The organism is Borrelia sp. P9F1 (assembly GCF_030436115.1).
Taxonomy (GTDB): domain Bacteria; phylum Spirochaetota; class Spirochaetia; order Borreliales; family Borreliaceae; genus Borrelia.
The window spans coordinates 774,037-800,934 of the sequence record NZ_CP129407.1 but is presented as its reverse complement, the minus strand read 5'-3'; the positions used below and the strand labels follow the sequence as shown (position 1 = coordinate 800,934).

The following is a 26,898-nucleotide window of genomic DNA, read 5'->3' as shown; positions in this document are numbered from 1 at the left end:
GTAGCCTTCTCCAACTGTTCTCTTAAATCCTCTATAGTATCATTTAATTCTTCCTTCTCATCCACTTTAGGAGAACCTATATCTCCTGGTTTTGGTAAATCCTTATCCTTATTTTTATTATCAATGTCCTCCTGTAACCTCTCCTTAACCATATCTCTTTGCGCATCCAACTTATCTTGACCTTTGTCTAATTGTTCCTGAGTTCCCTTAAGATCACTACCCTTCTTTTCCAAAGCATCTCTCTCATCTCTCTTATCTTTAATCTGCTCCTCTAGCCTACCCTTCTCATCCTCACTAGTAGCCTTCTCCAACTGTTCTCTTAAATCCTCTATAGTATCATTTAATTCTTCCTCGATGCTCTTTAAGGACTCAGCCTCAATATCAACCCTCTCTTGGTCTATATCCCGTATTTCATCCTGAACATCAGTAATATCCCTTGCAAAATCCGTCCCGCCACTTTCATTCTCATTTAAAAGAGACGCTATTACTCTTTCTGTAACTATTCTGTCAAGATCAACCTCTGACCCAACATTTCCCGACAAAATATCTCTTCTAAGGGGAATAAAAACATGAGTCTTTCCAGCCCACTGACTATAAACTCTTGAAAGTCCTACATTATCTTTAGTTGCATCCTTAAGTGCAGACTGGATATAAGAGTCCCCATAATAAACCAGATCTCCTCGATAAACAGCATTATATATAGTAATAGCCTTAGCCAATAATTCTGCACTATCTCGAGTGTAACCAAAAGCTTTCATTAAGTACCCCATAAGTATCCTTCTAAGGTTTAGCACACTATCAAGAGCAGATCTATCGCCAATTAGAAATACATCAGAACTACTCTTCTCATCCTGCTCATCAACATATCTATTAACATAATACTTGTTGTAGTAGTTAGATTTATTATTAATCAAATTTTTAGCTAAAAATTCACCAATCCCTACAATCTGCTCATATGTATCTGTACTGTCATAAGAACCTCGATAATTCAAAAATTCAAGATCCATATCAACAAAGTCCTTTAATTTCTGTCTATCGACCTCTTTAGCATGAAGAGCAAAAAAATCCAAGAAAACAAAAAAAGAAACAAATATTACCCATATTCTTTTCATAACGAAAATTCTCCTACTAGTTAATTGTATTTCTATTATTGACTAAATCAGAATAAATTTAAACCCAAACTCTAACACAAAAACACCAACTAAACCTTGGTAAAAGTGGTTCAAAGAACTCTCATAATCTCATTAATGTATTCATTAATTTTCTCAGAAAAATTTTGCCGTCTTATAAACTTTAACAAAGCTAAGCACTTATCCCTATAAATTTTAAGATCATCCTCTGAAGAGTTCAAAATTATCCTTCTCAAATTCAAAAGAACAGCATATGCTATGTCCAGGCTTCCCTGATAATTTAATATAACATACTGCACATAGTTATAAACAAGGTCATACTGCTCATGATAATATTCAAATTTAGAAACAATTTTAAGTACTTCAATGATATTGTTAATATCCTTCTCCTCAATCGCTGTCTTTATAAGACTCTTAATTGAAGATTCATCGTCAACATAAACAAAATACCTATAAAGTTCTCCCCTTTGCGCTATCCTATTGATTCCGCCCCTAGGAGAAAGCCATTTATTAAAAGCTTTTCTGTATAAATCTAAATATTTTTTTGGAAAACTACCATACTTGCCTGCCAGAAAGTCTAGAGTATTGATAAACTTATTATAAGCGCTCCTGCTATATTCAACATTCAGCATTTCGTCAAGAGATAAATAAATCTCATCATCATCCACTAAAGACTTTGCTTTAAAAGCTATTCTATTTTGATGATATCTATTACCCAACGGTTGATTCCAAACCTTAACATCAAGCTCATCCTTATATTCATAATAATAAGTAGTCAATACCCAATCAAGCCCACCTGCAGCAATCACTCCAAAATTAGCACTAAGACCTGACACACCTCCAATATTATCATATCTATCTACTGGCCTGAAATGCTCATCAAGCGACAAAACCCCATTCGGACTAGCAGCAATAAAAAGATTACGATTGTTATAAAGAACAGCTTCACTAATATTAAGGCTTAACTTTTTAGTAAATCTAAGCCCAAGATTTCTACTTAAATTAAAAAAACCCCCATCTCTAGACACTGCAACATATTCTCCATTAAATTTTTCAAACAAAAAATCAATAGGATAGCCCAAATTAAGAGAACTTAAAACTGCTCCAACGTCACTACCATAAAGTACAACATCACCAGATCGATGTCCCACAATAATCTCATCATTAGTATTTACCATAAATACATTAGGATAGGACCTGAGAGAAATACTCCATATGCTATCCCCTAAAGAACTGAAAGCAAACATTGTGCAATTTTCATTTGCAATGTAAAAATTACCATTATCAAGAACAACAGCCGAAGTTGAGGCTTTCCCTTCTGTATTGACTTCAAAAACTTTTCTACCATCTCTAAGTCCTAGAGCAACAACTTTTGAATCGCCTTGAGGAACTAAAATATAGCCATTGCCCATTGAGGGTGCTTTTATGGGGGGAGCATCCAGTCTGTATTTCCAAACAAGCTTGCCCCTTCTAATCTTTTGAACCTCATTACGCACCGTAATGACATAATACCCATTATCAAAATCCTTTAAAAGAAAAGGATGAGGAGTTCTGTCTATCCTGTAAGAATACTTTTTTTGCAAAGACATACTGTAAGTAATCAACCACTTATCTTTGGTTAACACTGTAATCGTATTGCGCTTCTCATCCAAAATAGGGCTTGCCACCACTTTCCCTGTTAAAGCTCTCTGAAAATAAAGATTAACGTCCGCTGAGAGAAAAAAGCAAGAAGCAAAAAAAACAAAGACACAAAAACTTTTATTCAAATTTATAAATTTCCTAAAACACTTAACCCCAATTAAAGTTTTAAACTAGACTGCCCCTCGCAAAGCTTATTTCTCAAGTCTTTAACGTTAGAGTCATCAACGTATTCTGAAAAGGTCATGTGACGATCGATTATCCCATTTGGTGTAAATTCAATAATCCTATTAGCAATGGTATCAATAAACTGATGGTCATGAGACGTAAATAACACAACTCCCTTAAATTCTTTAAGACCCGTATTCAAAGATGTAATAGCCTCAAGATCCAAATGATTAGTTGGTTGATCCAACAACAATACATTAGCTCCACTAAGCATTATTTTTGAAAGCATACATCTAACCTTTTCACCTCCTGAAAGTACACTAACTTTTTTCAAAGCTTCATCCTGACTGAAAAGCATTCTTCCTAAAAATCCCCTAATATAGGTTTCATCCTGTTCCTTTGAATACTGCCTTAACCAATCCACCAAACTTAAATCCAGTTTAAAATATTTTTCGTTATCTTTATTAAAATAGGCAAATTTAACTGTAGAACCCCATTCGTAATGTCCCTTATAATCCCTATCCTCATTACTTATTATGTCAAAAAGAAAACTTGCTGAAATTGGGTTGCCCAAAAACACAACCTTTTGCCCAGGCTCAACCACAATATTAAACTTATCTAGAATACGTCGCCCCTCAAATTCTCTAGTTAAATTTTTAATTGCAAGAACATTTTTTCCAAGTTCTCTCTCGCTCTTGAAGTTAACATAAGGAAACTTCCTAGAAGAAGGCTTTAAATCTTCAATTTTAATCTTTTCAATTAACTTTTTTCTTGAAGTAGCTTGCCTAGACTTCGATGCATTACTTGAAAATCTCTGAATAAAAGTTTTAAGTTCTGCAATTTTTTCCTCAGACCTTTTCTTAGCATCTTTTAATTGCTTATTCAAAATTTGACTAGTTTCATACCAAAAATCATAATTACCAAGATAAACTTGAATTTTTCCATAATCAATGTCAACAATATGAGTACATACCTGATTTAAAAAATGCCTATCATGAGATACAACAATTACAGTATTCTCAAAGTTGATCAAAAATTCTTCTAACCACTTAATTGACTGAATATCAAGATTATTAGTAGGCTCATCAAGAAGTAATATGTCAGGATCACCAAAAAGAGCTTGCGCCAAGAGTACTCTCACTTTTAAAGCTCCCTCAATATCCTTCATTGAGCTACCATGCGCTGCTTCGTCTATACCCAATCCTTTAAGAAGAACCGACGCCTCAGATTCAGCCTCATATCCACCAAGCTCAGCAAATTCGGCCTCAAGTTCCCCAGCTCTAATGCCATCCTCTTCGCTAAAATCAGCCTTTTCATAAATCTCATCCTTCTCCCTTTGAACATCATAAAGCTTCTTATGTCCCATGATCACAGTATCGATTACCTTAAAATCATCGTATGAAAACTGATTTTGCTCGAGAACAGCCATTCTTTGATCTCGAGGAATAAAAATATCACCCTTATTAGCCTCAATAGCTCCCCCTAAAACTTTCAAAAAAGTACTCTTGCCCGCTCCATTAGCCCCAATTATTCCGTAACAATTTCCAGGAGAAAACTTAATATTTACATCCTTAAACAGAACTCTCTCTCCAAAAGCAACTTCTAAATTACTTACTGTTATCAACCTATCTCCCCACCTCAAATTGTATTTTTTATTAAGAGAATTATCCTTGAAATCAGGAGAAGTTTCAAGCATACCCCAAACATATTGACTTAACGTCTCATTTTTCGTAGTATTAATACTATCAAATTAGGGGGATGTTTTAGATGAAAAATATTAAACCTTTAGCTGATAGGGTGTTGATTAAGGTGAAAGAAGCTGAGAGTAAGACGATTTCTGGGTTGTACATACCGGAGAATGCGAAAGAGAAGACAAATGTTGGAACGGTTATGGCTGTTGGTTCTAGTAAGGAAGAGATTACTGTTAAGGTTGGTGATGTTGTGCTTTACGAAAAGTATGCTGGGGCCGCTGTAAAGATTGAGGATAAGGAACATCTGATTCTGAAGGCAAAAGAAATTATAGCTATTATAGAGGAATAAACGAAGGGACTAAGTTTTTGTCTTAGTTCCTCTGTTTGGAAGTTTTAGGCTTATTTATGGTTCATATTATTCTAATCAAACAGATCGGCTTGAACTACGGTGGATTGTGGTCTGGTCTTTAAGAGTGGTGGCTTTTTGGATTCGAGATCTTTGGTACTTCTTGGATATTGGTTGGGTGCGTGTGGGTGAACTGGTGTTTAAAGGACGGACCCTTTATTCGAGTAGATTTGAGGATGTTTATTACCATCCTCAGTTTGGTCTCGAAGAAAGTATTCATGTGTTCATTGAGGGCTGTGGCTTGGACACTGATCTGGTGAGTTTAAAGGCTGTAAATATTGGGGAATTGGGATTCGGAACTGGACTTAATTTCATAGCGCTTTTGAAGTGCTTGAGGGAAAATTTAATAAAGACAAGGGTTAATTACTATTCGATCGAAGGGTTTCCACTAGAGAAGGAAAAAATTAGGCAAGTATCTAGATTTTTTGATAAAGAGTTGGGGTATTTCAGGTTATTACTCAAAAGATACCCGAGTCTGCCTAGGAAAGACGTAAAGGTAAGAGTAACAGAAAATGTTAATTTGAAGATACTGATTGGAGACGCCAGGAAAAAGCTTAAAGAAATTCCTTGTTGTATGGACTATTGGTTCATGGATGGGTTTAGTCCAAACAAAAATCCGGAAATGTGGGGTGGAGAAATTTTTAATTTAATTTCACAAAAAAGCAAAGGTGGAGCGAAACTTTCAACGTTCTCTTCAGCAAAAATTGTAAAAGATGGTTTAAAGCTTGCAAGTTTTGATTACTCTAGAGTGAAAGGTTTCAATAATAAAAGACACATGATAAGGGCACGAAAAAAGGAAAAGAAGGTAGGCGAAATCTAATTAAATCTTATCCGATACCCTGGAGTTAAGAAACCCCTGAGTAACCGGTACACTTTCTGTCACGTAATGAAGACGCCCTTCCCCCCCCCCCAAAGTTGCATTACTTGCTCAAATTGTTGATATAATTGCCAATTTTTGAGGTAAAAGAATCGAATTCTTCCAATTTTGATTTTTCAATCTTAATGATCTCATCGGGTGCATTTGATAAGAAATTTTGATTTTCAAGCTTAGATAAAGTCGAAGCCTTAAGCTTCTCGTACTTATCTAATTGCTTAGATAGCCTTAAAAGCTCTTTATCGATATCTATTAAACTCTTAATATCTGCAAAGCTTTCAAAACCAACATTAGGCACACCTATCATATTCTCATAATTTTCGTTGTAAAAAATTAAATCAAAATTAATAAGTTTCTTTGCAATATACTCATGCTTCTTAAAATAGCTCTCATATTTGAAAGTATTATCAAACCTTAAAGCAACATTCATCTTAATATTTGGTACTATGTTAAATTCACTTCTAAGAGTTCTAATAGACACAATGAAATCCTTAAATGAATTAAACCTTTTAAACTCTTCTTCAAAATTTTCCTGACTCACAGCCTCTGGATACTTTGCTAAAGCTAATGCACCCTTTGAAGATGGAAGTTTGGAATAAATCTCTTCAGTAATAAAAGGCAGAAAGGGATGCATTAAAAATAAAGATTTTTCAAGGAAAAAAATCAACTTAAGAATAGTCATATTTTGAATACAACTATCCCCACTGTTTAAATTAATTTTACTAATTTCAATATACCAATCACAAAAATCACTCCAAAAGAATTCATATACCGCCCTTGTGGCCTCATTATACTTATACCTTTTAAGTGCCCCTTCTAGAGAAACAATAGTAGAATTCAAACTTGCAAGCAACCACTTATCAACACTATCTAACTCTAATTTACCTGATACATCCTTTCCCTCTAAATTTGATAAAATAAACCTAGATGCATTAAATACTTTATTTACAAACCTAGCGCCAAACATAAAATCCTTAGTATCAATATTTAAGTCCTGACCTTGCACAGATAAAAATGAAATAGTAAAACGCAAAGCATCACTTCCGTATTCATTGATAATCTCGAGAGGATCTATTCCATTACCCAAAGATTTTGACATCTTTCTGCCCTGTTTATCTCTTAAAAGAGGCGTTATGTATATCTCCTTAAAAGGCACTTGACCCGTAAACTCAAGACCTGCCATCACCATTCTTGCAACCCAAAAAAATATTATGTCATAAGCAGTAATTAAAGTATCTGTGGGATAATAGTCCTTAAAATCCGGCGTAGACTCAGGCCATCCAAACGCGGAAAATGGCCACAGCCATGAAGAAAACCAAGTATCAAGCACATCTGTTTCTCTGGTAAAGTTCCTATCTTTATACTCTTCGCTTAATGCCGGATCAAGTTCGCTAACAACAACCTCGCCTGTCTTACAATCATACCAAGCAGGGATTCTATGTCCCCAAACTAACTGCCTGGAAATACACCAATCTCTAATGTTTAACAACCAATGCTTATATGTATTTTCCCACCTTTTAGGATAAAACCTAATCTCACCTTTTTCTAAGGCCTTTAAAGCACTATCTGCTAGGGGTCTCATTTTAACAAACCACTGATTTGATAAATAAGGCTCAATAACCTCTCCAGACCTATGGCAATGCCCTACTTGGTGTTTATGACTCTTAACATCTACTAACAATCCTTTATCTTTTAAATCTTTTTCTATCCTAGCTCTTGCATCATCCACACTTAATCCCTGATATTCAACAGGAACATTTTCATTAAGTTTGCCATTCTCAGTTAAAATATTTATCCTAGGAAGATCATGCCTTTTAGCGATTTCAAAATCATTAGGATCATGCGCAGGAGTTATTTTTAAAGCACCACTGCCAAATTCCATATCGACATAACTATCCCCTATTATCTCAACTTTTCTATTTACAATAGGAATTCTAACATCCCTGCCAATTAGGGCTTTATACCTTTTATCATCAGGATTGATGGCAACAGCCACATCTGCAAACATAGTCTCAGGTCTAGTGGTTGCAACCTCAATAAAATTATTATCATCTAACAAATATTTAATGAAATAAATCTTTCCAACAATCTCTCTATATTCAACCTCTTCATCACTAACAACGCTTCCAGAACCAGGATCAAGATTTACAAGATATTCTCCCTTATAAATTAAACCCTTATTATATAAATCTATAAAAGCTTTATTAACAGCACTGCAAAATCCATCGTCAAGGGTAAATCTCTCCCTAGAATGATCATAAGAAGCTCCAAGTCTTTCTATCTGGCTAACAATTATTTGTCTATGCTTATCCTTTAGTTTAAAAATTTCATCAATAAACTCTTTACGAGTAAAATCATTTTTATTCTTCCCAAGATCTTTAAGCTGTTTTTCAAAAACTGATTGAGTCGCAATTCCAGCATGATCTGTTCCAAAAAGCCAGAGGGTATCATTCCCTTTCATCCTCTTATAGCGAATAAGAATATCCTGCAAAGTAAAATTAAGTGCATGGCCCATATGAAGAACACCTGTAACGTTTGGTGGAGGAGCTACCATGCTAAATTTGGGGCTAAGGCCACCATTGGGTTTAAATATCCCATTCTCTAGCCATTTCTTATAAACCCTATCTTCAAAAATATTAAAATCATATTTCTTTGAAAAATTACTACTCATTATTTAACATAATCTCCCTAAAAGCTACCCGATCTAGATTTTCAAAAAGTTCCTCATAATTAGCTGAACTTATAATATTATGAAAATATTCACTATTTCTCTCAACCTCATTAAAATAAATCTTGAAGTATTTCTTAAGTTTGTTAAAATCCTTAGTAAGACCCCAAGTAGAATGAAAATCTTTCACATGAAATTTTAATATATTTAATCTAAAATCCAAATTGTTACTCAAAAAGTTGGAAGAACCTCTTTTAAATAAATTTAAATTCTTAAAAATTCCACGCCCAAACATTACGCCATCAATAGAATAGTCTTTTACAATTTGACCTGCTTGTTCTAAACTTAAAATGTCTCCGTTTGCGATAATTAATGTAGAAGGATTTAACTTATCTCTCAATTTAACAACTTTATCAAAAACATCAATATCTATATCCCCTTCACTTTGATTAACAGCAAGCCTTGGATGCACTGTCAGCATATCAATCCCCAATTTCAGTAAAAATCCTAACCAATCTTCAACTTCAGAACAAAAAAATCCATGTCTTGTCTTTATACTAAGAGGCAGTCCAAATTTTAAACAAGATTCCTTACTAGCCATAACTATTTCATAAGCTAGAGTTTTATTCTCAATTAAGGCGGAACACACCCCCTTCTTAACTATTTTCTTCCTGGGACAACCCATATTAAGATCAATTCCCCAAAACCCTAACTCACCTAGTACTTTTATTGCACTAAAAAAATCATCAGGGTTCTTACCCCAAATTTGAGCAATTAAGGGCCTACTCAATTCATCTTTTTTTGTTAAAACGTGTTGAATTGATTGCTTAGATCCCCTTACAAGCCCCAAAGCAGAAATAAATTCAGTAAAGTAAATATCGGGCTCATCCTTTCCGTTCCCAATTGTATGAATCAAATTTCTAAAAACAGTATCTGTTACATCCTCCATCGGAGCCAATATCATAACTGGGCGTCTAATATTGTTTAAAAAATTCATAAAATAAATATATAATAAGAAAACACTATGGCAAACAAGGATGTGAAATGGATTTCGGAAAAATTAATGAGAGAATAAATAAAGCATATTCTTCGCTTAAAGAAATATCAGCATTTAAACCCAAAACAGCAATAATACTTGGTTCTGGGCTTAGCAATTTAAGTGCAATATGCGAAGATGGGATTGAAATTCCTTATAAGAAAATAAGAGAATTTCCAATATCAACTGTAGATGGCCATAAGGGTACATTAAATATAAACAAAGCTACAGCTATTTTTTCTGGAAGATTTCACTATTATGAAGGGTATCACCCTAAAGAGGTAATAATGCCCATACTGCTTGCAAAAAAGATTGGAGTTCAGAATTTAATTATCACAAATTCTTCTGGGGCAATCAATAGTCAATTTAAAATAAATGATCTTATTTTGATAAACAATCACATAAACTTTATGGGAACCAACCCCTTAATAGGAGAAAATGACAATAACTTGGGTGCCAGATTTCAAGAATTGAACTCAATTTATAGTAATTCAGACTTGATGGAATTAACAAGAAGTATTTATAAGAGTATTTTCGAAGAAGATATTAAAGAAGGTATCTATCTTGCTGTCTCGGGTCCTTGTTATGAAACAACAGCCGAAATAAATTTTTTGAAAACAATAGGCGCAGATCTAGTTGGAATGTCAACCGTCCCTGAAATGATTATTGCAGCATATCTTAAAATGAATACGGTAGCAATTTCAAATGTCACAAACCTGGCATCGGGCATGCAAAAGGACCCTTTAAGTCACGAGGAGGTTAAAATAAACTCAGCAAAGGCATCCAAGAAATTCGAAAAATTATTGAGAGGAATAATTAATAAAGTTGAATCTAGTTGAATACATACTAAAAAAAATTGAACTAAATATCAAAGGATTTGCAAAAAGGAAACCACAGCTTAAGATGATAGAAGAAGTAAGTAAAGCCTTTGAGAATGAAAACTTTCTAGTTATTGAAGCGCCGACTGGAACTGGCAAAAGTCTTGCTTATTTAATCTCTGCTATTGATTTCATTCAAAAGACACAAGAAAAGGTCATAATCTCAACAGCCTCCATTAATCTTCAGGAACAACTCATTAAGAAAGACATTAGATCTTTAGAGGAAATAATTCCTTTCAAAATAAAGTTTGGACTTATTAAAGGAATGAGAAACTATCTGTGCACTCGTCGGCTTGAAGAATTTGAAAGAAGTCTATTAACATACACGGTTAACAAAAAAAATTTAGAATCACTATTTTATTGGGCAAAAAATACAAAAACTGGTGATAAAGATGAACTCAACTTTATTGATGAGAAAATATGGGAAGAAGTATCAGCTAGCACTGAAACATGTTCGGGCATGACTTGTCCTGATGAAAATAAATGTTTTTTTAAAAAAGCAAGGAGAAAAGCAATAGAATGTGATATTATCATCACCAATCACCATTTACTTCTAAATGATCTTTATATAAGAAACGGGATATTAACAGAAAAGGAAAATTTTGAGGATGCCTCTGAGAAAGAAGAATCAGAAGAGGAACTTAACTTAATCTTACCCAATATAAAAAACATAATAATTGATGAGGCTCATTATTTAGAAGAGGCTGCTAGATCTCTATTTAGTCAATATTTTTCAAGAGTCTTGATAAAACAACTTTTTATAAAAATAGATAAAATAATTAGAAGGCAAAATGTAAGGGGTGTGTACAAAAAAAATTTTGAAACTGCAACCATGTTAAGTTTTGAAAACATAGATTATATAATAAGAACAAATGAAAACTTCCCTTCCGTTTTCAGAATAACTAGCGACACACATGATACCGATTTTTACATACGAATTAAAACACATTTAAAGGACATCGTTTATAATCTAGAAAATTATCGAACAGCTATGGGATCAATACTACAGGAACTCGAACATAAAACAGCAAAAATTGAACTTGAAAGGCTAATTAGAAGTATAGAAGAAAAAGAGACATTAGTTAAAAATTTTCTATCCAAAAACAAATATGACAATCTTTGTTTTTGGATAGAAAATAAAAAGAATATAGCTACATTTAAAACATCAGAAATTAATTTAGGTCCTGGGCTGAATAAAATTATGCATAAAAGAGCTAGAAGAATAATTTTCACCTCAGCTACCCTGCTTATAAATCAATCATTTTCATATTTTTTAAACCAAACGGGACTAAACCTGAGTGATAAAGACATAAAAATAGAAAAATTGCCATATTCTTTCTCCTATAAAGAAAGATCAATGTTGGCAGTTACGTCTGACATTGAAACTCCCGATAATGAAGAAAAATTTTTAAGTCAATCAATGCAATATATTAAAGAACTTGTACTAGTGAACGAGGGCGGAACTTTAATTCTTTTAACATCATTTAAGAGCTTAAAATATGCAGAAACAACAATTAAAGACTTTCTACTTAAAAACGATATCAATCTTTTCATACAAGGAGATTTACCAAAACATGAACTGATAGATTCTTTTAAAAGATCGCAAAAAAAAGGTGTGCTCATAGGTATTAAGAATTTCTGGGAAGGAATCGACATTAAAGGAGACAAACTAACAATGGTAATAATGCCTAAACTTCCTTTTCAAACCCCTTCAGATCCTATTTCAATAGCAAAGAATGAACTGGCTACCAAAATGAGAGAAAATTTCTTCACAAAAGAAACGCTACCACAGGCAATAATGAAATTCAAACAGGGGTTTGGAAGACTAATTAGAGATTCAGCAGACTACGGAATCATAGTCTGCCTTGACAAAAGAATCTTCCAAAAGACCTACGGGAGACTCTTTCTACAATCCTTACCCGACATCGAAGTACACTACTCAAAGTTTGAAAACATAAAACTGAAAATAGATACATTTTTCCAAAGAATAAAACAAAATTCTATTCTATAGTTAAACTCTCCCCTGGAATCCTAGTCTTTCTTACCAAAACATCCTTGTAGCCTGTAGATTTAATAAGTTCGACATCCTTATGTACATCATCAGCAACAGTAGGTATAAAAACTGTAAAAAAAGACCCATGAGCATTTATTAAAACATTTAAACCAACCTTCCTCAGTGTCCTGTAAGCTCTCTCGGCATAATCCTTCGTTTTATAGGATCCAACCTGTATATAAAAATCCGGCTCCACGTCAGATCCATCTAAAAGTTTCTCTGCAACAATATTCTCATTCTTTTCCACAGGAACATCTCTATCCGATTTTAAACTATCACTAGAAGGAACTATCCTAGAAGAATCTAGCCTACCAAGAGCTTCATCATCTTTTTTATTTTTTGTCGCAAGCTTGCCTCCATCGAGCTTCTCCACCACCTCAATTTTCACAGGAGCAACACCTATTCCTAAAAAATCTAGTTTCTCAGCAGCCGACTTAGATAAATCAATTATCCTATCCTTCCTAAATGGCCCCCTATCATTAATTCTTACAACAACAACCCTATTATTTAACAAATTAGTAACACGCACAACAGTATTAAATGGAAGCTCCTTGTGCGCAGCAGTAAGAGCCGTCATATCAAATTTTTCACCATTAGCTGTAGTCTTGCCATGAAAAGCCTCCCCATACCACGAAGCAAGCCCAACAGTAGCACTATCCAACCTAATAGGAACAAAAAATAAAAAACAAAAACCAAGGACAGAGTTGCCGAGACTAAGAAAACTTCTCATAATGCTCATTATAATATAAAACATAGGATTTTCAACAGGAAAATTAGGCTGAAAGTTAACCACAAATTGCCTATTTGTAAATTTTTTGCTTTAATGAGAAGTGATTTAATAGAACGACAGATTAAAAATAATAAAGAAGAGCATGGGCATGAGACAAGGCGATGAAGACCGAACTGATAGAGAGTGGTGACATAAAAAGAGCAGCACGCCTTATAAAAGAAGGCGAGTTAGTTGTATTTCCTACAGAGACAGTATATGGGCTTGGAGCTAATGCATACAATAACGAAGCTGTGGGGATGATCTTTGTTGTCAAGAAGCGCCCCATTACCAACCCATTAATAGTACATGTTGATTCAATAGAGCAGATAAGAGAACTTGTATCCTATATCCCAAGAAGTGCAGAGATCTTGATGCACAAATTTACTCCAGGACCCATGACATTTGTACTCAAGAATGCAGGTAGGGTATCTAGACTTGTATGCGGTGGTCTTAGTAGCATTGCGATAAGAATACCAAGAGACCCTGTGGCATTAAGCTTAATTAAGATGAGTGGTGTCCCAATAGCAGCGCCTTCTGCTAATCTATCAAAGCGCCCCAGTGCTACCAATTTTGCAATGGCTAACAGAGAGCTTAATGGATTAGTTAGAGGAATAATTAAGCATGATGGACGCTCAGATATTGGAATAGAATCAACCGTTGTAGGCTTCACCGAAGCTGGGGACGTGTTAATCTTGCGACCAGGGGCTGTTACAAGAGAGGCAATACAGGAATCATTGGATCAAGAATTTAGTGTAGAGCATGCCCTTGAAGGGGAAGCTGCCGCGTCTCCTGGTAACCTACTAGAACACTACAGACCACGAATACCTGTTTACTTATTTAAGAGGCAAGATAACATAAGGAAATATTTCCTAAACTGGGAAACAAAAATACTCATTACAAGAGATACCCTTAATTCATATTGGTTTGGCAAGTTTCGGACCACGGAAAACATGCGTGTATACAATACACTGGATGAGTATGCTTCTGAGATGTACAAAGAATTTGTAGTCTCTGAGAGGTCATACAGACAAATACTTGCAGAGTACACGCACAACAGTGGTCTTGGTTATTCAATTAATAATAGACTCATTAAGGCTAGTTTGAACAAATTTATCTCTTCTTAGATTGTTCCATCAGGGATTTGACTCGTTCAAATTCGTTTTAATCTTAGTTATTGATTCTCTTTCTTTTATCTTTTCAACTACGCCAGACACTAACATTTGTCTACTTTCATACTCGTAGAGTGTAAATTTTAACGACGAACTTAAGGTACCAGTATTTTCATTCTCTAATTCCTGCTAATAAGTTAAGATTTTCGTATATGTAATTAATCTTATCTGTTTCTCTAGTAATCGCTTAAGTGAGTACTACTACTTATGCTTAACCTTCATTGATGCTTGGTTCATACCATGGACAGCACCGCACAGTTTACTCAAAGCACCTTTAAACCTGTCGGGTGCATTGGGTACAGCGTCTCTTAATTCTGAAAAAGCACCCCCTCTTCCAACAAAAATATCAACTACATTGTCCATAAGGTTCCTAACACAGTCCTTAAGGCCATCCGTGCTCACTGTTGAAGTGTCACTCTTTGAATGCCGACCTTGCTTCTCATTAATATCACGCATACAATACCCAGCAACATCACCAAAAGCCCCCACGACTCGCCTAACCTCTGCCATTGTTTTATTACCATCCTCTATCATCTTTTCAAGCTTACCAGCTAAACCTAACTTCTGCTTAGCAGTCTTAATGCTCTCCAAAACTAGGCTTGCAGTAGCATTTCTGTATCCAGCACCCACTAGAGATTTGAAAGCTAAATCAAGCTTCTCAGTTGATTGCTTAATCTCATCAATAAGCTCGGACTTCTTCTTGGCATCTTTCTTAGTACTTTCAAAGGTAGCAGCAGTACTACTCTTAGCCTCCTCTGCAATCTTGTCAAGCTCATCTTTACTTAAAGCCTTAACCTCATCAGCAGACTTACCAGTAGCCCTACTAACCTCATTCACAGCCCTTTCTGCTACAACCTTAATATCCTCAACGGGTTTCTTGATCTTAATCTTACCACTAACTTCAGCCCACCACTCGCAGCTGGCAAACAACATCAATACCGAAATACTTACTATTACTCTCATATGCATAACACACCTCTCCCATCAAAGGATACCTCACAGTGGATAATAAACAATTTAAGAATCATGGAAGGGCCTTAGTCATGCTACAAACCCGACGTGACTGGGTCGCAGGGAAGGCATCACACAAAATAGTTTCAACAAGAGGTATGCTTTAGAATCAATACACATAACAAAACATCTCTCCCACACTCCAAAAGTACTGGATGAGAAGTAGCAAATAAGTTGAGAATAAGGACAACAAAAGACCTTATGTCACCGTACTTGTCCGCTTATTGATCACAACTCCATAAGGTACACGAAAAAGTTTTGCAAAAAAGACGATCCTGCCTGGGGATTGCTTTTTGTAAAATTTCATCACCAAAGCTTCACCCTTAGCCAAGCTTCAGACCATACAAAAGGGGTCTGTAAACGCTGAAAGAACATACAAACACCTGCAGAGCACACAGAAGGAAGCACCTCGAGTACTCAAACAACAATAGGGGTAAGCTCATCACTAGTTAGAGCATACTATTTGAAATAATTCCAGCCTTTGCTGCAAACATAAATTTTTAATTAAAATAATCATGGATTAGCATAGTATATTCAAGAGGAATTTCTTCCTCGTAAAAGGCAACACCTAAAGCCAAAACTTTACCATTGGGAGTCTGAATAACACTTAAATTCCTTGCTTTTCCCTTAATAAGCACCTCTTTATCCGCAATATTAAAATTCAAGATCAAGTCTATTTCCTTCTCCTCCACTTCCTCATAATCAAAATAAGAAATCAACAACGCCCCTCCATAAGACAAGTCTTTAATCAGACACCTATGCTTAACCCCATTAAATTCAATAAAAGTCCTATCAGAGTTGAGCCTAAGTTTTCTGAGTGAATCCTTATCAACAACAATACGCTCATGTATTCTTTGATTCTGCCCAATCTTTAAATCAAGGAGCTTACCAACCTTAATAGCAAACTCCTCCGGCATAGGAGATAAAAAATCTAAAGTTAGCAAATTATAATGTCTCTCTTGCGAAGGATAATCAGACGTATTTGCCAATCTAACAGATAAGGGTGAAATAAAAAAAGAATTATCTTCAAAATCATCAAATCTTTTAAGTTGGATATTCCCTGTATTTTTGTTTTTAGCTAAAGTCGGCAACACTGTATCTTCCTGAAAAATAATCTTAATACTGTTCATAGAAACAGAATAAATCACCCCATACACTACATAGCTGCCAACTTTCATCTCCACAGTGTTTCTAATATTAAGAAAACTGCTTATCTCGGTACTCATTTTAATTTCTTTGCCTCTATACTTAGACTCATAATCTTTTATTTTCCTAGACAAAAGCATAAACTTCTCCTTCCAATCTAACAAACAACAAAAACACAGAACAATTTAAAACTGACACTTAGGAACCCACTGAAACGAAATTCGAAACCTCCAGACTATCCACAAATCATTTAAAATAATTCCATTTCAAACGCCAGACATAACCCAGCCTCTTACAAGTTACTACAATAAATTCAGAAATAAAACTTCCACCACAAGAACTCGATTACACTGAAGAAAAATAACGAACAAATACTCTTAAGATCCATACTTTCATTTATTGCTAACTTGCATCACAGAATACATATAACACACATGAAGAAGAAGTATAGCAACATTTTCGTGTTATCACAACCAAAGAAAACTATTTATTAATTCTACTTTATTTATAGTATAATTGTTCACAAGGATGTAGCTTGAAAGGTCTTAATTTAAATAACAAAGGGAATATACTCCTTTATTTGACATACTTTGTTACTAGCTTTTGTATTGTTCTGCTCTCGGTTGCGATAGTTGGAACCGTTAATATACAGAAAGACAAAAACTTCGGGGAATCAAACCCTGCTATACCCTCAAAGCTTTTTGATGCTAACGGCAGAATAATTACACAATTTATATCCGATGAGAACAGGGAACTACTTTCTTTAAAAGAAATGCCTGACAACCTAATAAAAACTCTATTGATACGTGAAGACACAGATTTTTATTCTCACAGAGGTTTTTCCTTGATAGGAATGCTACGAGCTGCATTCAATATTGTGCTTGGTAGATATTTCTCAGGAGGGAGCACCTTAACACAACAGCTAGCAAAACTCCTCTACACTAACCAAGCAAAGAGATCTGTTTTAAGAAAACTAAATGAAATTTGGTGGGCTATACAACTTGAGAAAAAACTATCAAAATACGAAATACTTGAGAGGTATTTAAATAAAGTCTATTTTGGAAACGGAAATTACGGAGTAGTAGCAGCGGCTTCTTTCTTCTTTAACAAGAGTGTTAGAGATATTAACACCGCGGAAGCTGTTTTAATGCTCATACAATTACCAAATGCAAAACTTTATTCTCCATTCTACAATCCGGAATTCTCTAAAAAAATACAGAGGGCAGTATTAAATCAAGTTGTAGCTAATGGAATAATTAGTCCTGAGACGGCTGAAAGAGAGTTTAGTGAATATTGGGAAAATTACGATTGGACTCGTATGGCAGATACGTCTGCTGTCTCGTACAAGGAAGACAATGCCCCTTATTTTTCGGAATACATAAGGCAAAGGGTCGTTAGGCATCTTCCAGCTGGGGCAAACGTATATAAAGATGGGTACTCCATTTTTACAACGCTTGATCTTGATGCACAAAAGTGTGCAGATAGGGTTACCCGCGATATGATTTTTAAGGCTCGAAAAATGTACAACTCTACCAAATTGTCTGAAACGATAATAATTAATTCAGAAATAGTCCCCGTACTTGACACAATATCTGATTTGTTTGGTATAGCAAGTACTAGAGTGAATGGTAAGCAATACAGAAAGCTCAGAACAAAAAAATTCTATGAAGACAATATTGATTTAATTGCAAGTTTTGCAGCAGTCTTGGGTGCTGATTTAGTAGACAAAGCAACAAAAGAATACACAATGAGAAACAGAGTAAACCCAAACTCTGTAGTGCAACCAGAGGGTGCATTCATAGCTATAGACACAACAACAGGAGCTATAAAGGCAATGGTTGGGGGAAGCGGATACAACAAGGGAAGCGAATTTAATAGAGCGACCCAAGCAAAAATACAACCCGGCAGTGCATTTAAATCCTTATACTTTTCAGCTGCCATTGATCTTAAAAAGATTACACCCGCTACTATGTTCTCAGATTCTCCCGTAGCCTTTTTTAATGAAACAGGGGATGTTTATGCTCCTGAAAATTATGGAGGAAAATGGAGAGGAAGTGTATTAACGCGTAAAGTTTTGGCTCTATCTTTGAACATCCCATCTCTTAGGATATTAGATACATTAGGATTTGAAGATGCGATCAATTACTCTGCTAAATTACTTGGGATAAAAGATCAAACTGAGATTAACAAAACATTTCCCAAAGTTTATCCTCTTGCGCTTGGTGTTATCTCAACATCTCCAATACAAATGACAAGAGCATTCGCAATTTTGGGCAACAATGGCAGGGAAGTGGAACCATACGGAATAAAACACATTGAAGACAGGAATGGCAAAATAGTGGCAAATGTAGAATCTGATATCTTAACCAAGATAAAAAACAAGGGAGCTAATGCACAAATAGTGTCTCCTCAAGCCGCATATATTATGACAGACATGATGAAGTCAACAATTCAATATGGAACTTTAGCAAACCAAAGATACACAAACCTTAAGGATTTCAGTTCTGATATTGCAGGAAAATCGGGAACCACACAAAACTGGGCGGACGGATGGGCAATAGGTTACTCTCCTTACATAACAGCGGCCCTTTGGGTTGGTTTTGACAAAAAGGGATATTCACTAGGTACAGCCGGTACCGGAACAGGTCTTGCTGGTCCTAGCTGGGGTAAATTTATGTCGGAGTATCATAAGAATTTGCCCAAAAAAGTTTTCATAAGACCCGCAGGAATAATCAACGTCGCTGTACAAGCGGAAACTGGATTGTTGCCAGAAGGAGTACCAAACGAAAAAATAATAAATGAAATATTCATAGAGGGCACTCAGCCATTTAAGAAGTCAAAATATTACGAAAACCAATCTGATTTTTTAAACAAGATGGAATTTAATGTGTATGGGATCGATAATATTGACAACAATGATGACATAAATATTGAAACACATGAATTTGAATATATAAACTACGATTTTGATAAGATTAATGAAACAGAAAATAAAAATCAAAGCAACTTAAATAAAGACAATAATAATTTGGAAGGCATACATGATAACGAAATAAACTCTCAAGAAACACAGGATACGATGAAAAATGATAGTGCTGATTTAGATGAACTAGAAGAAAAACATGACTCAAATTTTAAAGAAAACGATATAAAAAGAGATGATTCTATTCCTTTCGAAGACGTAAGCAAAGATGTCAATGGGGAAAATATTCAATTGGATTAGTAACAATGTTAATGGATTTAGAACAAATAAAGATAAAAGTTAGGATCCGACAAGGAACTGGAGGAGATACAACAGCTCTTAAAGAAAGCATAAAAAAGCATGGTTTGCTTTATCCAATAATCATAGATAAGAACAAAAATTTAGTAGCAGGATTTAGGAGATATCAAGTTTTAAAAGAACTCGGTTATAAGGAGGTTGAGGTTAAGGTAATACCCACAGAAGATAAAAAAGTTCTGCTTGAAATTGAACTCGATGAAAATAATACTAGAAGATCATTGACAAGAAGTGAGACAAATGCCGGGGAAGAGCAACTGAGAGTCTACTTGGAAAAGAATATAATAATAAAATTTTTAAAATTTATTATTTTAAAACTAAAAAGATTCTTTAAAAGAGTAAAAACACGCTAAAATTTAAGTTGTATAACATTTATGGGAGGAGATATTGTGCCTAATTATCAAAATCTTAATAAGCTTAAAAATTTTCAGGAGCTGTCAAAAATCAAACCCGAAGTATTAAGTAAAAATTTAACTCCAGATAGAATAGAGAAATATGATATCAAGATAGACAGTAATTTTGTGAATTATAATTACGCTGCAAAACAAATTAATGAGGTCCATCTAGAAATATTTCAAAACTTAAGCGATGAAGCAGAATTAATAGAAAAATATAGGGAAACAGTTAATGGAAGCAATGTTAATATCAGTGAAAACAGGAAAGTTTTACACCATTTAACAAGAGGCCTTTTGTATTCGGAAGTAACAGAAAGTGGTGAAAACATGAGAAAATTTTTCGAAGGAGAGCTTAAAAGAATTTTTGAATTTGCAAGGCAAGTCCAAAATGGAACAATTGAAAGCGTAAAAGGTAGGTCCTTTAAAAATGTAGTACAAGTTGGCATTGGTGGTTCAAGTCTTGGGCCAAAAGCATTGTACACCGCGATTAAAAATTATGCTAGGCAGAAAAATTTACATCTAATGAAGGCTTATTTTATTTCAAATGTTGATCCAGACGAAGCTGCTGAAATTTTAAGCAACATAGACCTTGATGAGACTCTGTTTATTGTGGTATCAAAAAGCGGAAATACGCTAGAGACAGCATCTAATATGCAATTTTTGATCAAAAAATTAAAAGATAGCGGGATTAAAGAATACCAGAAACAAATGATAATCATCACTTCAAAGGGAAGTATGCTAGCGCTTGAAAAGGGATATCTCGAATACTTCTTTATGCACGATTCAATTGGTGGAAGATTTTCACCAACTTCTGCTGTTGGGCTTGCACTTATCACCCTTTGCTTTACAGAACATGTTACAAAAGAAATACTGAGAGGAGCTCATGAAGTTGACATGAGGGCATTAAACAAAAATATAAGAGAGAATGCCCCTCTTCTGGCGGCCCTAATTAGTATATACGAAGGCAACGTATTAAATTATAGCAATAACTGCATTATTGCATATTCAAAAGCAATGGAAAATTTTTATCTTCACCTACAACAACTTGAGATGGAAAGCAATGGAAAGAGTGTGAACCGGTTTGGAGAGGAAATAAATTACAAAACGGTCAGAATAATCTGGGGAGGAATTGGAACAGATGTACAACATTCATTTTTTCAAATGCTCCACCAAGGAACAGAGATAGTACCGATGGATTTAATTGGATTTAGCAAATCTCAATTGAAACAAGATGTAATAACAGAGGAGACATCAAACAGCGATAAGTTAAAGGCAAATTTAATAGCCCAAATTATTGCATTCTCTCAAGGTAAAGAAGACAAGAATAAAAATAAAAACTTTAAGGGTGAGAGACCTTCATCATTAATATATTCAAAAGAACTTACACCCTATGTGGTAGGCGCAATACTAGCTCACTATGAAAACAAAGTAATGTTTGAAGGATTTTTGCTTAACATAAATTCATTTGACCAAGAGGGGGTTCAGCTTGGAAAAGTAGTTGCAACTCAAATACTAAAGAAAGGGAGCATCAAAAACGAAATAATAAAATCTTATGAAAAATTACTGCAGTGACAAAAATTTAGAAAGAGTTTAATATATGATGCTATTATATTTATTAAGCAATTATTTAAGCTTTAACGTGAGAGGTGGCATGGATATAACGGTGATGTACACATTATCAAACATAGCGATTATGTTTGGGCTAATAGGACTATTGTATTTTTTTCATAAAAAATATATCTCATTTACAAAAAGAATTTTTGTGGCACTAGGTCTGGGGCTAGTCTTTGGTGCATCTATGAAGTATTTTTATGAATCAAAGCCTTTAGTAATAGAGGAAAGTGTTAAGTGGATTAATATTTTAGGTACGGGTTACATAAGATTTCTTAAATTAATCGTAATACCTCTCATAATTGTCTCAATAATATCCGCAATAGTAAAATTAACTAACACCAAAGATGTTTGGAAAATGAGTTTATCTGTAATATTGGTGCTTGTATTTACAGCAGGAATTGCATCAATAATCGGGATTTATACCTCTTTGTTCTTTAATTTAACAGCAGAGACACTTCAATCTAGTGAAAACGAAATTACGTATGGAAGTAATTTAAACCAAGGGCTTGATCGTCTACACCACACTCCAATTACACAAAGACTGGCTGAACTTATCCCTGAGAATATATTCGAAGATATGGCCGGTATGAGACCAAGTTCAACAATTGGAGTAGTAATATTTGCAGCTCTTGTAGGTATAGCTGCTCTTAGAGTCTCAAGAAAAAAACCAGAGTCAATTGAATTTTTCAAACAAATAATGGCAACAGCACAAGATTTAACTTCGGCAATGCTAGTTTTGATTTTAAAGTTAACGCCTTATGCCATATTAGCAATGATTACAAAAATATCGGCTATAAGCGACACTTCAAGCATACTAAAGCTCGGGAAATTCGTACTTGCTTCTTATGTCGCCATTGGCATCACAATTTTAATGCATATGGTCTTAATTGCCCTTAATAGACTAAATCCAATTACTTTCATTCAAAAAGCGTTTCCTGTACTAACATTCGCATTCATATCTCGTTCTAGCTCGGCAACAATCCCTGTTAATGTAGAGGTGCAAACTGAACAATTAGGGGTTAGCGAGGGTATTGCTAATATTTCCAGCTCGTTTGGTGCTTCGATAGGACAAAATGGATGTGCAGCTCTCCATCCTGCTATGTTGGCAATAATGATTGCCCCCACTCAAGGAATCAACCCGACAGATCCTTCATTTATACTCCAACTCATAGGAATAATAATAATAACCTCATTTGGAGTAGCTGGAGTTGGTGGGGGAGCAACGATGGCATCTTTAATGGTTCTCTCGTCAATGAACCTACCTGTGGAGCTAGTTGGGCTACTAATATCTATTGAACCCCTAATTGATATGGGAAGAACATCTGCTAATGTAAGCGATTCAATGGTTGCGGGGATAATTACTGCTAAAAACCTCAACCAGCTGGATATCAGTATTTATAACAATAAAAATAAGATAGAGAATAAGGAATTTGTTTAAATGAAAGTAATAATTATCGGAGGCACCGCTGCAGGCACCAGTGCTGCTGCTAAAGCAAAAAGAATGGATAAAGAATTAAACATTACTATTTATGAAAAAACAAATACTACGTCTTTTGGTGCTTGTGGACTGCCGTACTTCATCGGAGGCTTTTTCGATGATGCAAACGAAATGATAGCTAGGACGCCTGAGGAATTTGAGCGAAGTGGCATATCTGTGCGGACTGAACATGAGGTTATTCAGTTAGACATAAAAAGTAGTACTCTTAAATTAAAAAATCTAAAAACGGAAGAAGTGTTTATTGATACATATGATAAATTAGTGATTGCGACAGGAGGGAGGCCTATTATTCCTCCTATTGACAATATTCAACTGAATAATTTTTATACTCTCAGAAACATGAAAGACGGGAAAGAAATAAGAGAACTTTTTAGTAAAAAAGAAATAAATGACATCGTAATTATCGGGGCTGGATATATTGGAATTGAAATGGTGGAAGCTGCTAAGGCCCGAGGAAAAAATGTAAGAGTTGTCCAACTAGATAAGCGAATACTTAGTGAATCATTTGACAAAGAAATCACCGATCTAATGGAAGCAGAGCTAATTAAAAACAATGTTTTGCTTCATACAAATGAATTTGTAAAAAGTTTAGTAGGAAAGGAAAAGATTGAAGGAATCATTACAAACAAGGGAGAATATAAGGCTGACCTTGTAATTCTTTCCACAGGCATACGCCCCTCTACTGAATTTTTAAAAGGGCAACTTGAAACTTTAAAAAACGGTGCTATCGTTGTCAACGAGTACGGTGAGACTAGCATAGGGGGTGTTTATTCCGCGGGGGATTGTGCTACGGTATACAATATTGTAAGCAAACAGCACGATTACATTCCCCTTGCCACAACGGCTAGTAAACTGGGGAGGATAGTAGGTGAAAATTTAGCAGGACAGCGCGTTCCTTTTCGGGGAACGCTGGGGTCTGCATCCATTAAGGTTTTATCTCTTGAAGCAGCAAGAACTGGTCTAACGGAGGAGAGTGCTTCAAGGCTTGGGATGAAATGTAAGTCGGTGTTTATAAAGGATAAAAATCACACAAGCTATTACCCATCTCAGGAAGACTTATACATCAAATTAATTTACAATAAAAAAACAGAAGAGATTATTGGAGCTCAGATAATTGGAAAGGATGGTGCAGCACTAAGGATGCATGCATTATCTCTTGCAATTTATTCAAAACTTACAACAAGGGAGCTTGGAATGCTTGATTTCGCATATTCTCCACCTTTTTCAAAAACCTGGGACGCGCTGAATATTGCAGGCAATGCAGTAAAGTAGATCAACTAAATAACCACCATCAGTACAGGAAAAGAAGTCTAGAGAGATTATGTTATAATTAACCTGTGTCGATTGATGCGATGTCTGTTGAGATTGCAGTAGAAATTGAGATATCGTGTTAACAGAGACATAAAGGAGAATTTTAATGAATAAAATGGTTAATGGTGTGTTAGCTTTGCTGGCTTTTGCAATTCTGTCTTGTGATCTTTTGAATCAGGTCGGATCGGGTGCGTCTGGGGGCTCAGTGTCAGTTAAAGAAAACGAAGAATCAGACAGAAAGGGAAATGAAGAATCGGACGGAAAGGACGTGAAAACAAACAAAAAGGATAAGGTAGTAGGTGAAAAAAAGAAGGTGGATGTAGTAGCGAACGGAAACCAAGAACTTCAAAATGCGCCAAAGGGAAATAAACAAGGAGGAGGACCTGAAAGCAATCCAAACCCGACTCTGGGTGTTCCCGGTGCAGATGATGACGAAAGTGAAGATGAGTTCGGTTTTGGTTATTCAAAGGATGACTTTGTAGTGGCGAATGATCCTCCCCAGAAAGAAGAAGAAAAAGAACAAGGGGAATTTGTAGGTCCTTTTGAGCGTGTTGCCGACGGTGGTTCTTTCAGGGTTACAGAGGACCTATACGGTCCAGACACAACAAAGACAGAAAAAGAAAATTAGTCTTTGACAACAGAGGGGTCTTGATAAAGTCAAGGCCTTTCTTTTTTTACAACGACTAGGGCAAATCCCTGTCACACTCAACCAAGTAGAGGCAACTCACCGCACGAACACACAAAACCCTTGCCCAAACAAAAATTTCTGTCCTTAGGTTTGTTAGATTTTATATTCTAGTTCTTCATACTAAATGGCTGCCCAGTACTTGCAAGAACATCTCTCCAAAAGGAACCATTGATATTCACCTTATTTCTATCAATTACTGCCATTTCTATTGGGATATGAACGAACTTCGTACTCCACAAGCTAATCAATAATTTTGTCTTACCTGACATCGCAGCATGAACAGCATTTGAACCAAGACGAGCACAATAAAGAGAATCACTAGCATTAGCCGGTGAACTTCTAATAATATAACTAGGATCGATGTACTTAAGCGTAATTGGAATATGCTTAACATTAAAATATTCAGTGATCTTATCTTTAAGATAAAGCCCAATATCCTCATACAGCAAATTACCAGAATCATCCCTTCTGCGACTACTAGGATCAAAATATTTCTGTCCCGCTCCCTCCGCTATTAATATCACTGCATGAGGAATTTCATCTAAACTCTCTTTTGATAAAAGCCTCTTTTCAAGGTGCTCAAGGAAACCATTGGGCCCTTCAATGTCAAAGTCCAACTCTGGTATTAAGCAAAAATTAACATCATTAGAAGATAAAGCAGTATAGGCAGCAATAAACCCAGAATCCCTACCCATTACCTTAACAAGGCCAATGCCATTATAAGCGCTGTTTGCCTCAAAATGTGCTCCAGCAACAGCAGCAACGGCCTGTTCAACTGCTGTTTCAAACCCAAAGGATTTTTGAACAAACATAAAATCATTATCAACTGTCTTAGGAATCCCTACAACAGCTATCTTTAAATTTCTCCTAGCTATTTCCTCAGCAATTAAAATAGATCCCTTCTGGGTCCCATCTCCACCTATGTTAAAAAGCATATTAATATTCATTCTCTCTAAAGTATCAACTATTTCAACAGGTTTAATCCCTCCCCTTGAGGAGCCAAGAACTGTCCCGCCAAATTGGTTAATATCATCAACTATATCCGGATTAAGCTGAACAAAAGGCGAATTAGATTCTGGCAAGAGACCCTGATACCCAAACTTAACACCATAAATATTACGCACTCCGTATACTTTCCATAAAGTTCTTACAATCGAACGAATAACATCATTAAATCCAGGACAAAGCCCGCCACAAGTGGTAATCGCCGCCTTAACATGCTTTGGAATAAAATATATCTTATCTCTAGGTCCAGCCTTCTCTAAAAGGATATCTTCATACTTATCACAACTTTTTTCATTCTTATAAACACTAAATCTAATTTTATTAGCCTCACTAGTAAAATGCATATGACTCTCACTAGCATAAAAATCAATTAAAGGATTGTTTTGCTTACACTCTCCTAGTCTTTCTATCCTGAAGTCTAACTCCTTATCTTTAATCCTATACATTATATTACTCCTCTGTCATAACCCATT

At 35.2% G+C, this 26,898-nt stretch carries 20 protein-coding genes; 11 read left to right on the top strand and 9 right to left on the bottom strand.

The window, feature by feature from the left end:
• From QYZ68_RS03840 to QYZ68_RS03830, 3 genes are all read right to left on the bottom strand, one after another.
• On the bottom strand, positions 1 to 1,112 hold a 1,112-nt coding region (locus QYZ68_RS03840), incomplete at its 3' end, for a P83/100 family protein (protein ID WP_301384244.1).
• 110 nt (positions 1,113 to 1,222) lie between these two features.
• Positions 1,223 to 2,896 (bottom strand): outer membrane protein assembly factor BamB family protein, encoded by a 1,674-nt coding sequence (locus tag QYZ68_RS03835; protein ID WP_301384243.1) that lies wholly within the window; start codon positions 2,894 to 2,896, stop codon positions 1,223 to 1,225.
• A 32-nt stretch (positions 2,897 to 2,928) separates the two neighbouring features.
• On the bottom strand, positions 2,929 to 4,560 hold the full coding sequence (locus tag QYZ68_RS03830) for an ABC-F family ATP-binding cassette domain-containing protein (RefSeq protein ID WP_301384446.1): 1,632 nt from the start codon (positions 4,558 to 4,560) through the stop codon (positions 2,929 to 2,931).
• 143 nt (positions 4,561 to 4,703) lie between these two features.
• Here QYZ68_RS03830 and groES point away from each other — a divergent pair, with 143 nt between their 5' ends.
• Entirely contained in the window at positions 4,704 to 4,976 is a 273-nt protein-coding gene (groES, locus tag QYZ68_RS03825; RefSeq protein ID WP_301384242.1) for a co-chaperone GroES, read from the top strand.
• A 181-nt stretch (positions 4,977 to 5,157) separates the two neighbouring features.
• On the top strand, positions 5,158 to 5,853 hold the full coding sequence (gene mnmC2 / locus QYZ68_RS03820; RefSeq protein ID WP_301384241.1) for a tRNA (5-methylaminomethyl-2-thiouridine)(34)-methyltransferase MnmC2: 696 nt from the start codon (positions 5,158 to 5,160) through the stop codon (positions 5,851 to 5,853).
• 100 nt (positions 5,854 to 5,953) lie between these two features.
• On the opposite strand, the gene valS is transcribed toward mnmC2, so the two are convergent.
• Complete coding sequence (gene valS, locus QYZ68_RS03815) at positions 5,954 to 8,578, bottom strand: valine--tRNA ligase (RefSeq protein WP_301384240.1); 2,625 nt, start codon at positions 8,576 to 8,578, stop codon at positions 5,954 to 5,956.
• Entirely contained in the window at positions 8,571 to 9,572 is a 1,002-nt protein-coding gene (locus QYZ68_RS03810; protein ID WP_301384239.1) for a tRNA dihydrouridine synthase, read from the bottom strand. The genes valS and QYZ68_RS03810 overlap by 8 nt, the downstream gene beginning before the upstream one ends.
• Positions 9,573 to 9,619: 47 nt before the next feature.
• Here QYZ68_RS03810 and QYZ68_RS03805 point away from each other — a divergent pair, with 47 nt between their 5' ends.
• Positions 9,620 to 10,450, top strand: a complete 831-nt coding sequence (locus QYZ68_RS03805) for a purine-nucleoside phosphorylase (RefSeq protein WP_301384238.1) — start codon at positions 9,620 to 9,622, stop codon at positions 10,448 to 10,450.
• Positions 10,437 to 12,500: an ATP-dependent DNA helicase gene (locus QYZ68_RS03800; protein ID WP_301384237.1), complete on the top strand. Its 2,064-nt coding sequence runs from the start codon at positions 10,437 to 10,439 to the stop codon at positions 12,498 to 12,500. The genes QYZ68_RS03805 and QYZ68_RS03800 overlap by 14 nt, the downstream gene beginning before the upstream one ends.
• On the opposite strand, the gene QYZ68_RS03795 is transcribed toward QYZ68_RS03800, so the two are convergent.
• On the bottom strand, positions 12,490 to 13,281 hold the full coding sequence (locus QYZ68_RS03795) for a septal ring lytic transglycosylase RlpA family protein (RefSeq protein WP_301384236.1): 792 nt from the start codon (positions 13,279 to 13,281) through the stop codon (positions 12,490 to 12,492). The genes QYZ68_RS03800 and QYZ68_RS03795 overlap by 11 nt on opposite strands.
• 152 nt (positions 13,282 to 13,433) lie before the next feature.
• Between QYZ68_RS03795 and QYZ68_RS03790 the strand changes: the two genes are divergently transcribed.
• Complete coding sequence (locus QYZ68_RS03790) at positions 13,434 to 14,435, top strand: L-threonylcarbamoyladenylate synthase (protein WP_301384235.1); 1,002 nt, start codon at positions 13,434 to 13,436, stop codon at positions 14,433 to 14,435.
• Positions 14,436 to 14,681: 246 nt separating this feature from the next.
• On the opposite strand, the gene QYZ68_RS03785 is transcribed toward QYZ68_RS03790, so the two are convergent.
• Positions 14,682 to 15,449, bottom strand: coding sequence for a hypothetical protein (locus tag QYZ68_RS03785; protein ID WP_301384234.1), 768 nt, complete (start codon positions 15,447 to 15,449; stop codon positions 14,682 to 14,684).
• Between the two features lie 542 nt (positions 15,450 to 15,991).
• A complete protein-coding gene (gene plzA / locus QYZ68_RS03780) occupies positions 15,992 to 16,777 on the bottom strand; it encodes a c-di-GMP-binding receptor PlzA (protein ID WP_301384233.1) in 786 nt (261 codons plus the stop codon).
• Positions 16,778 to 17,172: 395 nt separating this feature from the next.
• Here plzA and QYZ68_RS03775 point away from each other — a divergent pair, with 395 nt between their 5' ends.
• From QYZ68_RS03775 to QYZ68_RS03750, 6 genes are all read left to right on the top strand, one after another.
• Complete coding sequence (locus QYZ68_RS03775; RefSeq protein WP_301384232.1) at positions 17,173 to 19,860, top strand: penicillin-binding protein 1A; 2,688 nt, start codon at positions 17,173 to 17,175, stop codon at positions 19,858 to 19,860.
• Between the two features lie 5 nt (positions 19,861 to 19,865).
• Positions 19,866 to 20,267, top strand: a complete 402-nt coding sequence (locus tag QYZ68_RS03770) for a ParB N-terminal domain-containing protein (RefSeq protein WP_301384231.1) — start codon at positions 19,866 to 19,868, stop codon at positions 20,265 to 20,267.
• A 36-nt stretch (positions 20,268 to 20,303) separates the two neighbouring features.
• A complete protein-coding gene (locus QYZ68_RS03765; RefSeq protein WP_301384230.1) occupies positions 20,304 to 21,881 on the top strand; it encodes a glucose-6-phosphate isomerase in 1,578 nt (525 codons plus the stop codon).
• Between the two features lie 79 nt (positions 21,882 to 21,960).
• A complete protein-coding gene (locus tag QYZ68_RS03760) occupies positions 21,961 to 23,361 on the top strand; it encodes an L-cystine transporter (RefSeq protein WP_301384445.1) in 1,401 nt (466 codons plus the stop codon).
• Positions 23,362 to 24,693 (top strand): CoA-disulfide reductase, encoded by a 1,332-nt coding sequence (locus QYZ68_RS03755; RefSeq protein WP_301384229.1) that lies wholly within the window; start codon positions 23,362 to 23,364, stop codon positions 24,691 to 24,693. It abuts the gene before it with no gap.
• 145 nt (positions 24,694 to 24,838) lie between these two features.
• The gene (locus tag QYZ68_RS03750) at positions 24,839 to 25,360 is read left to right on the top strand and encodes a hypothetical protein (protein ID WP_301384228.1); all 522 of its coding nucleotides are present in this window, start codon (positions 24,839 to 24,841) and stop codon (positions 25,358 to 25,360) included.
• Positions 25,361 to 25,527: 167 nt separating this feature from the next.
• Here QYZ68_RS03750 and QYZ68_RS03745 read toward each other — a convergent pair whose 3' ends face one another.
• Positions 25,528 to 26,871, bottom strand: coding sequence for an ATP-dependent 6-phosphofructokinase (locus QYZ68_RS03745; protein WP_301384227.1), 1,344 nt, complete (start codon positions 26,869 to 26,871; stop codon positions 25,528 to 25,530).
• Positions 26,872 to 26,898 lie beyond the last annotated feature (27 nt).

Excerpts from the sequence above, each read along its gene's own strand:
- groES (WP_301384242.1), top strand. The coding sequence starts at position 4,704 with ATGAAAAATATTAAACCTTTAGCTGATAGGGTGTTGATTAAGGTGAAA.
- valS (WP_301384240.1), bottom strand. The coding sequence starts at position 8,578 with ATGAGTAGTAATTTTTCAAAGAAATATGATTTTAATATTTTTGAAGAT.
- QYZ68_RS03810 (WP_301384239.1), bottom strand. The coding sequence starts at position 9,572 with ATGAATTTTTTAAACAATATTAGACGCCCAGTTATGATATTGGCTCCG.
- QYZ68_RS03805 (WP_301384238.1), top strand. The coding sequence starts at position 9,620 with ATGGATTTCGGAAAAATTAATGAGAGAATAAATAAAGCATATTCTTCG.
- QYZ68_RS03795 (WP_301384236.1), bottom strand. The coding sequence starts at position 13,281 with ATGAGCATTATGAGAAGTTTTCTTAGTCTCGGCAACTCTGTCCTTGGT.
- QYZ68_RS03790 (WP_301384235.1), top strand. The coding sequence starts at position 13,434 with ATGAAGACCGAACTGATAGAGAGTGGTGACATAAAAAGAGCAGCACGC.
- QYZ68_RS03785 (WP_301384234.1), bottom strand. The coding sequence starts at position 15,449 with ATGCATATGAGAGTAATAGTAAGTATTTCGGTATTGATGTTGTTTGCC.
- plzA (WP_301384233.1), bottom strand. The coding sequence starts at position 16,777 with ATGCTTTTGTCTAGGAAAATAAAAGATTATGAGTCTAAGTATAGAGGC.
- QYZ68_RS03770 (WP_301384231.1), top strand. The coding sequence starts at position 19,866 with ATGTTAATGGATTTAGAACAAATAAAGATAAAAGTTAGGATCCGACAA.
- QYZ68_RS03760 (WP_301384445.1), top strand. The coding sequence starts at position 21,961 with ATGGATATAACGGTGATGTACACATTATCAAACATAGCGATTATGTTT.
- QYZ68_RS03755 (WP_301384229.1), top strand. The coding sequence starts at position 23,362 with ATGAAAGTAATAATTATCGGAGGCACCGCTGCAGGCACCAGTGCTGCT.
- QYZ68_RS03750 (WP_301384228.1), top strand. The coding sequence starts at position 24,839 with ATGAATAAAATGGTTAATGGTGTGTTAGCTTTGCTGGCTTTTGCAATT.
- QYZ68_RS03745 (WP_301384227.1), bottom strand. The coding sequence starts at position 26,871 with ATGTATAGGATTAAAGATAAGGAGTTAGACTTCAGGATAGAAAGACTA.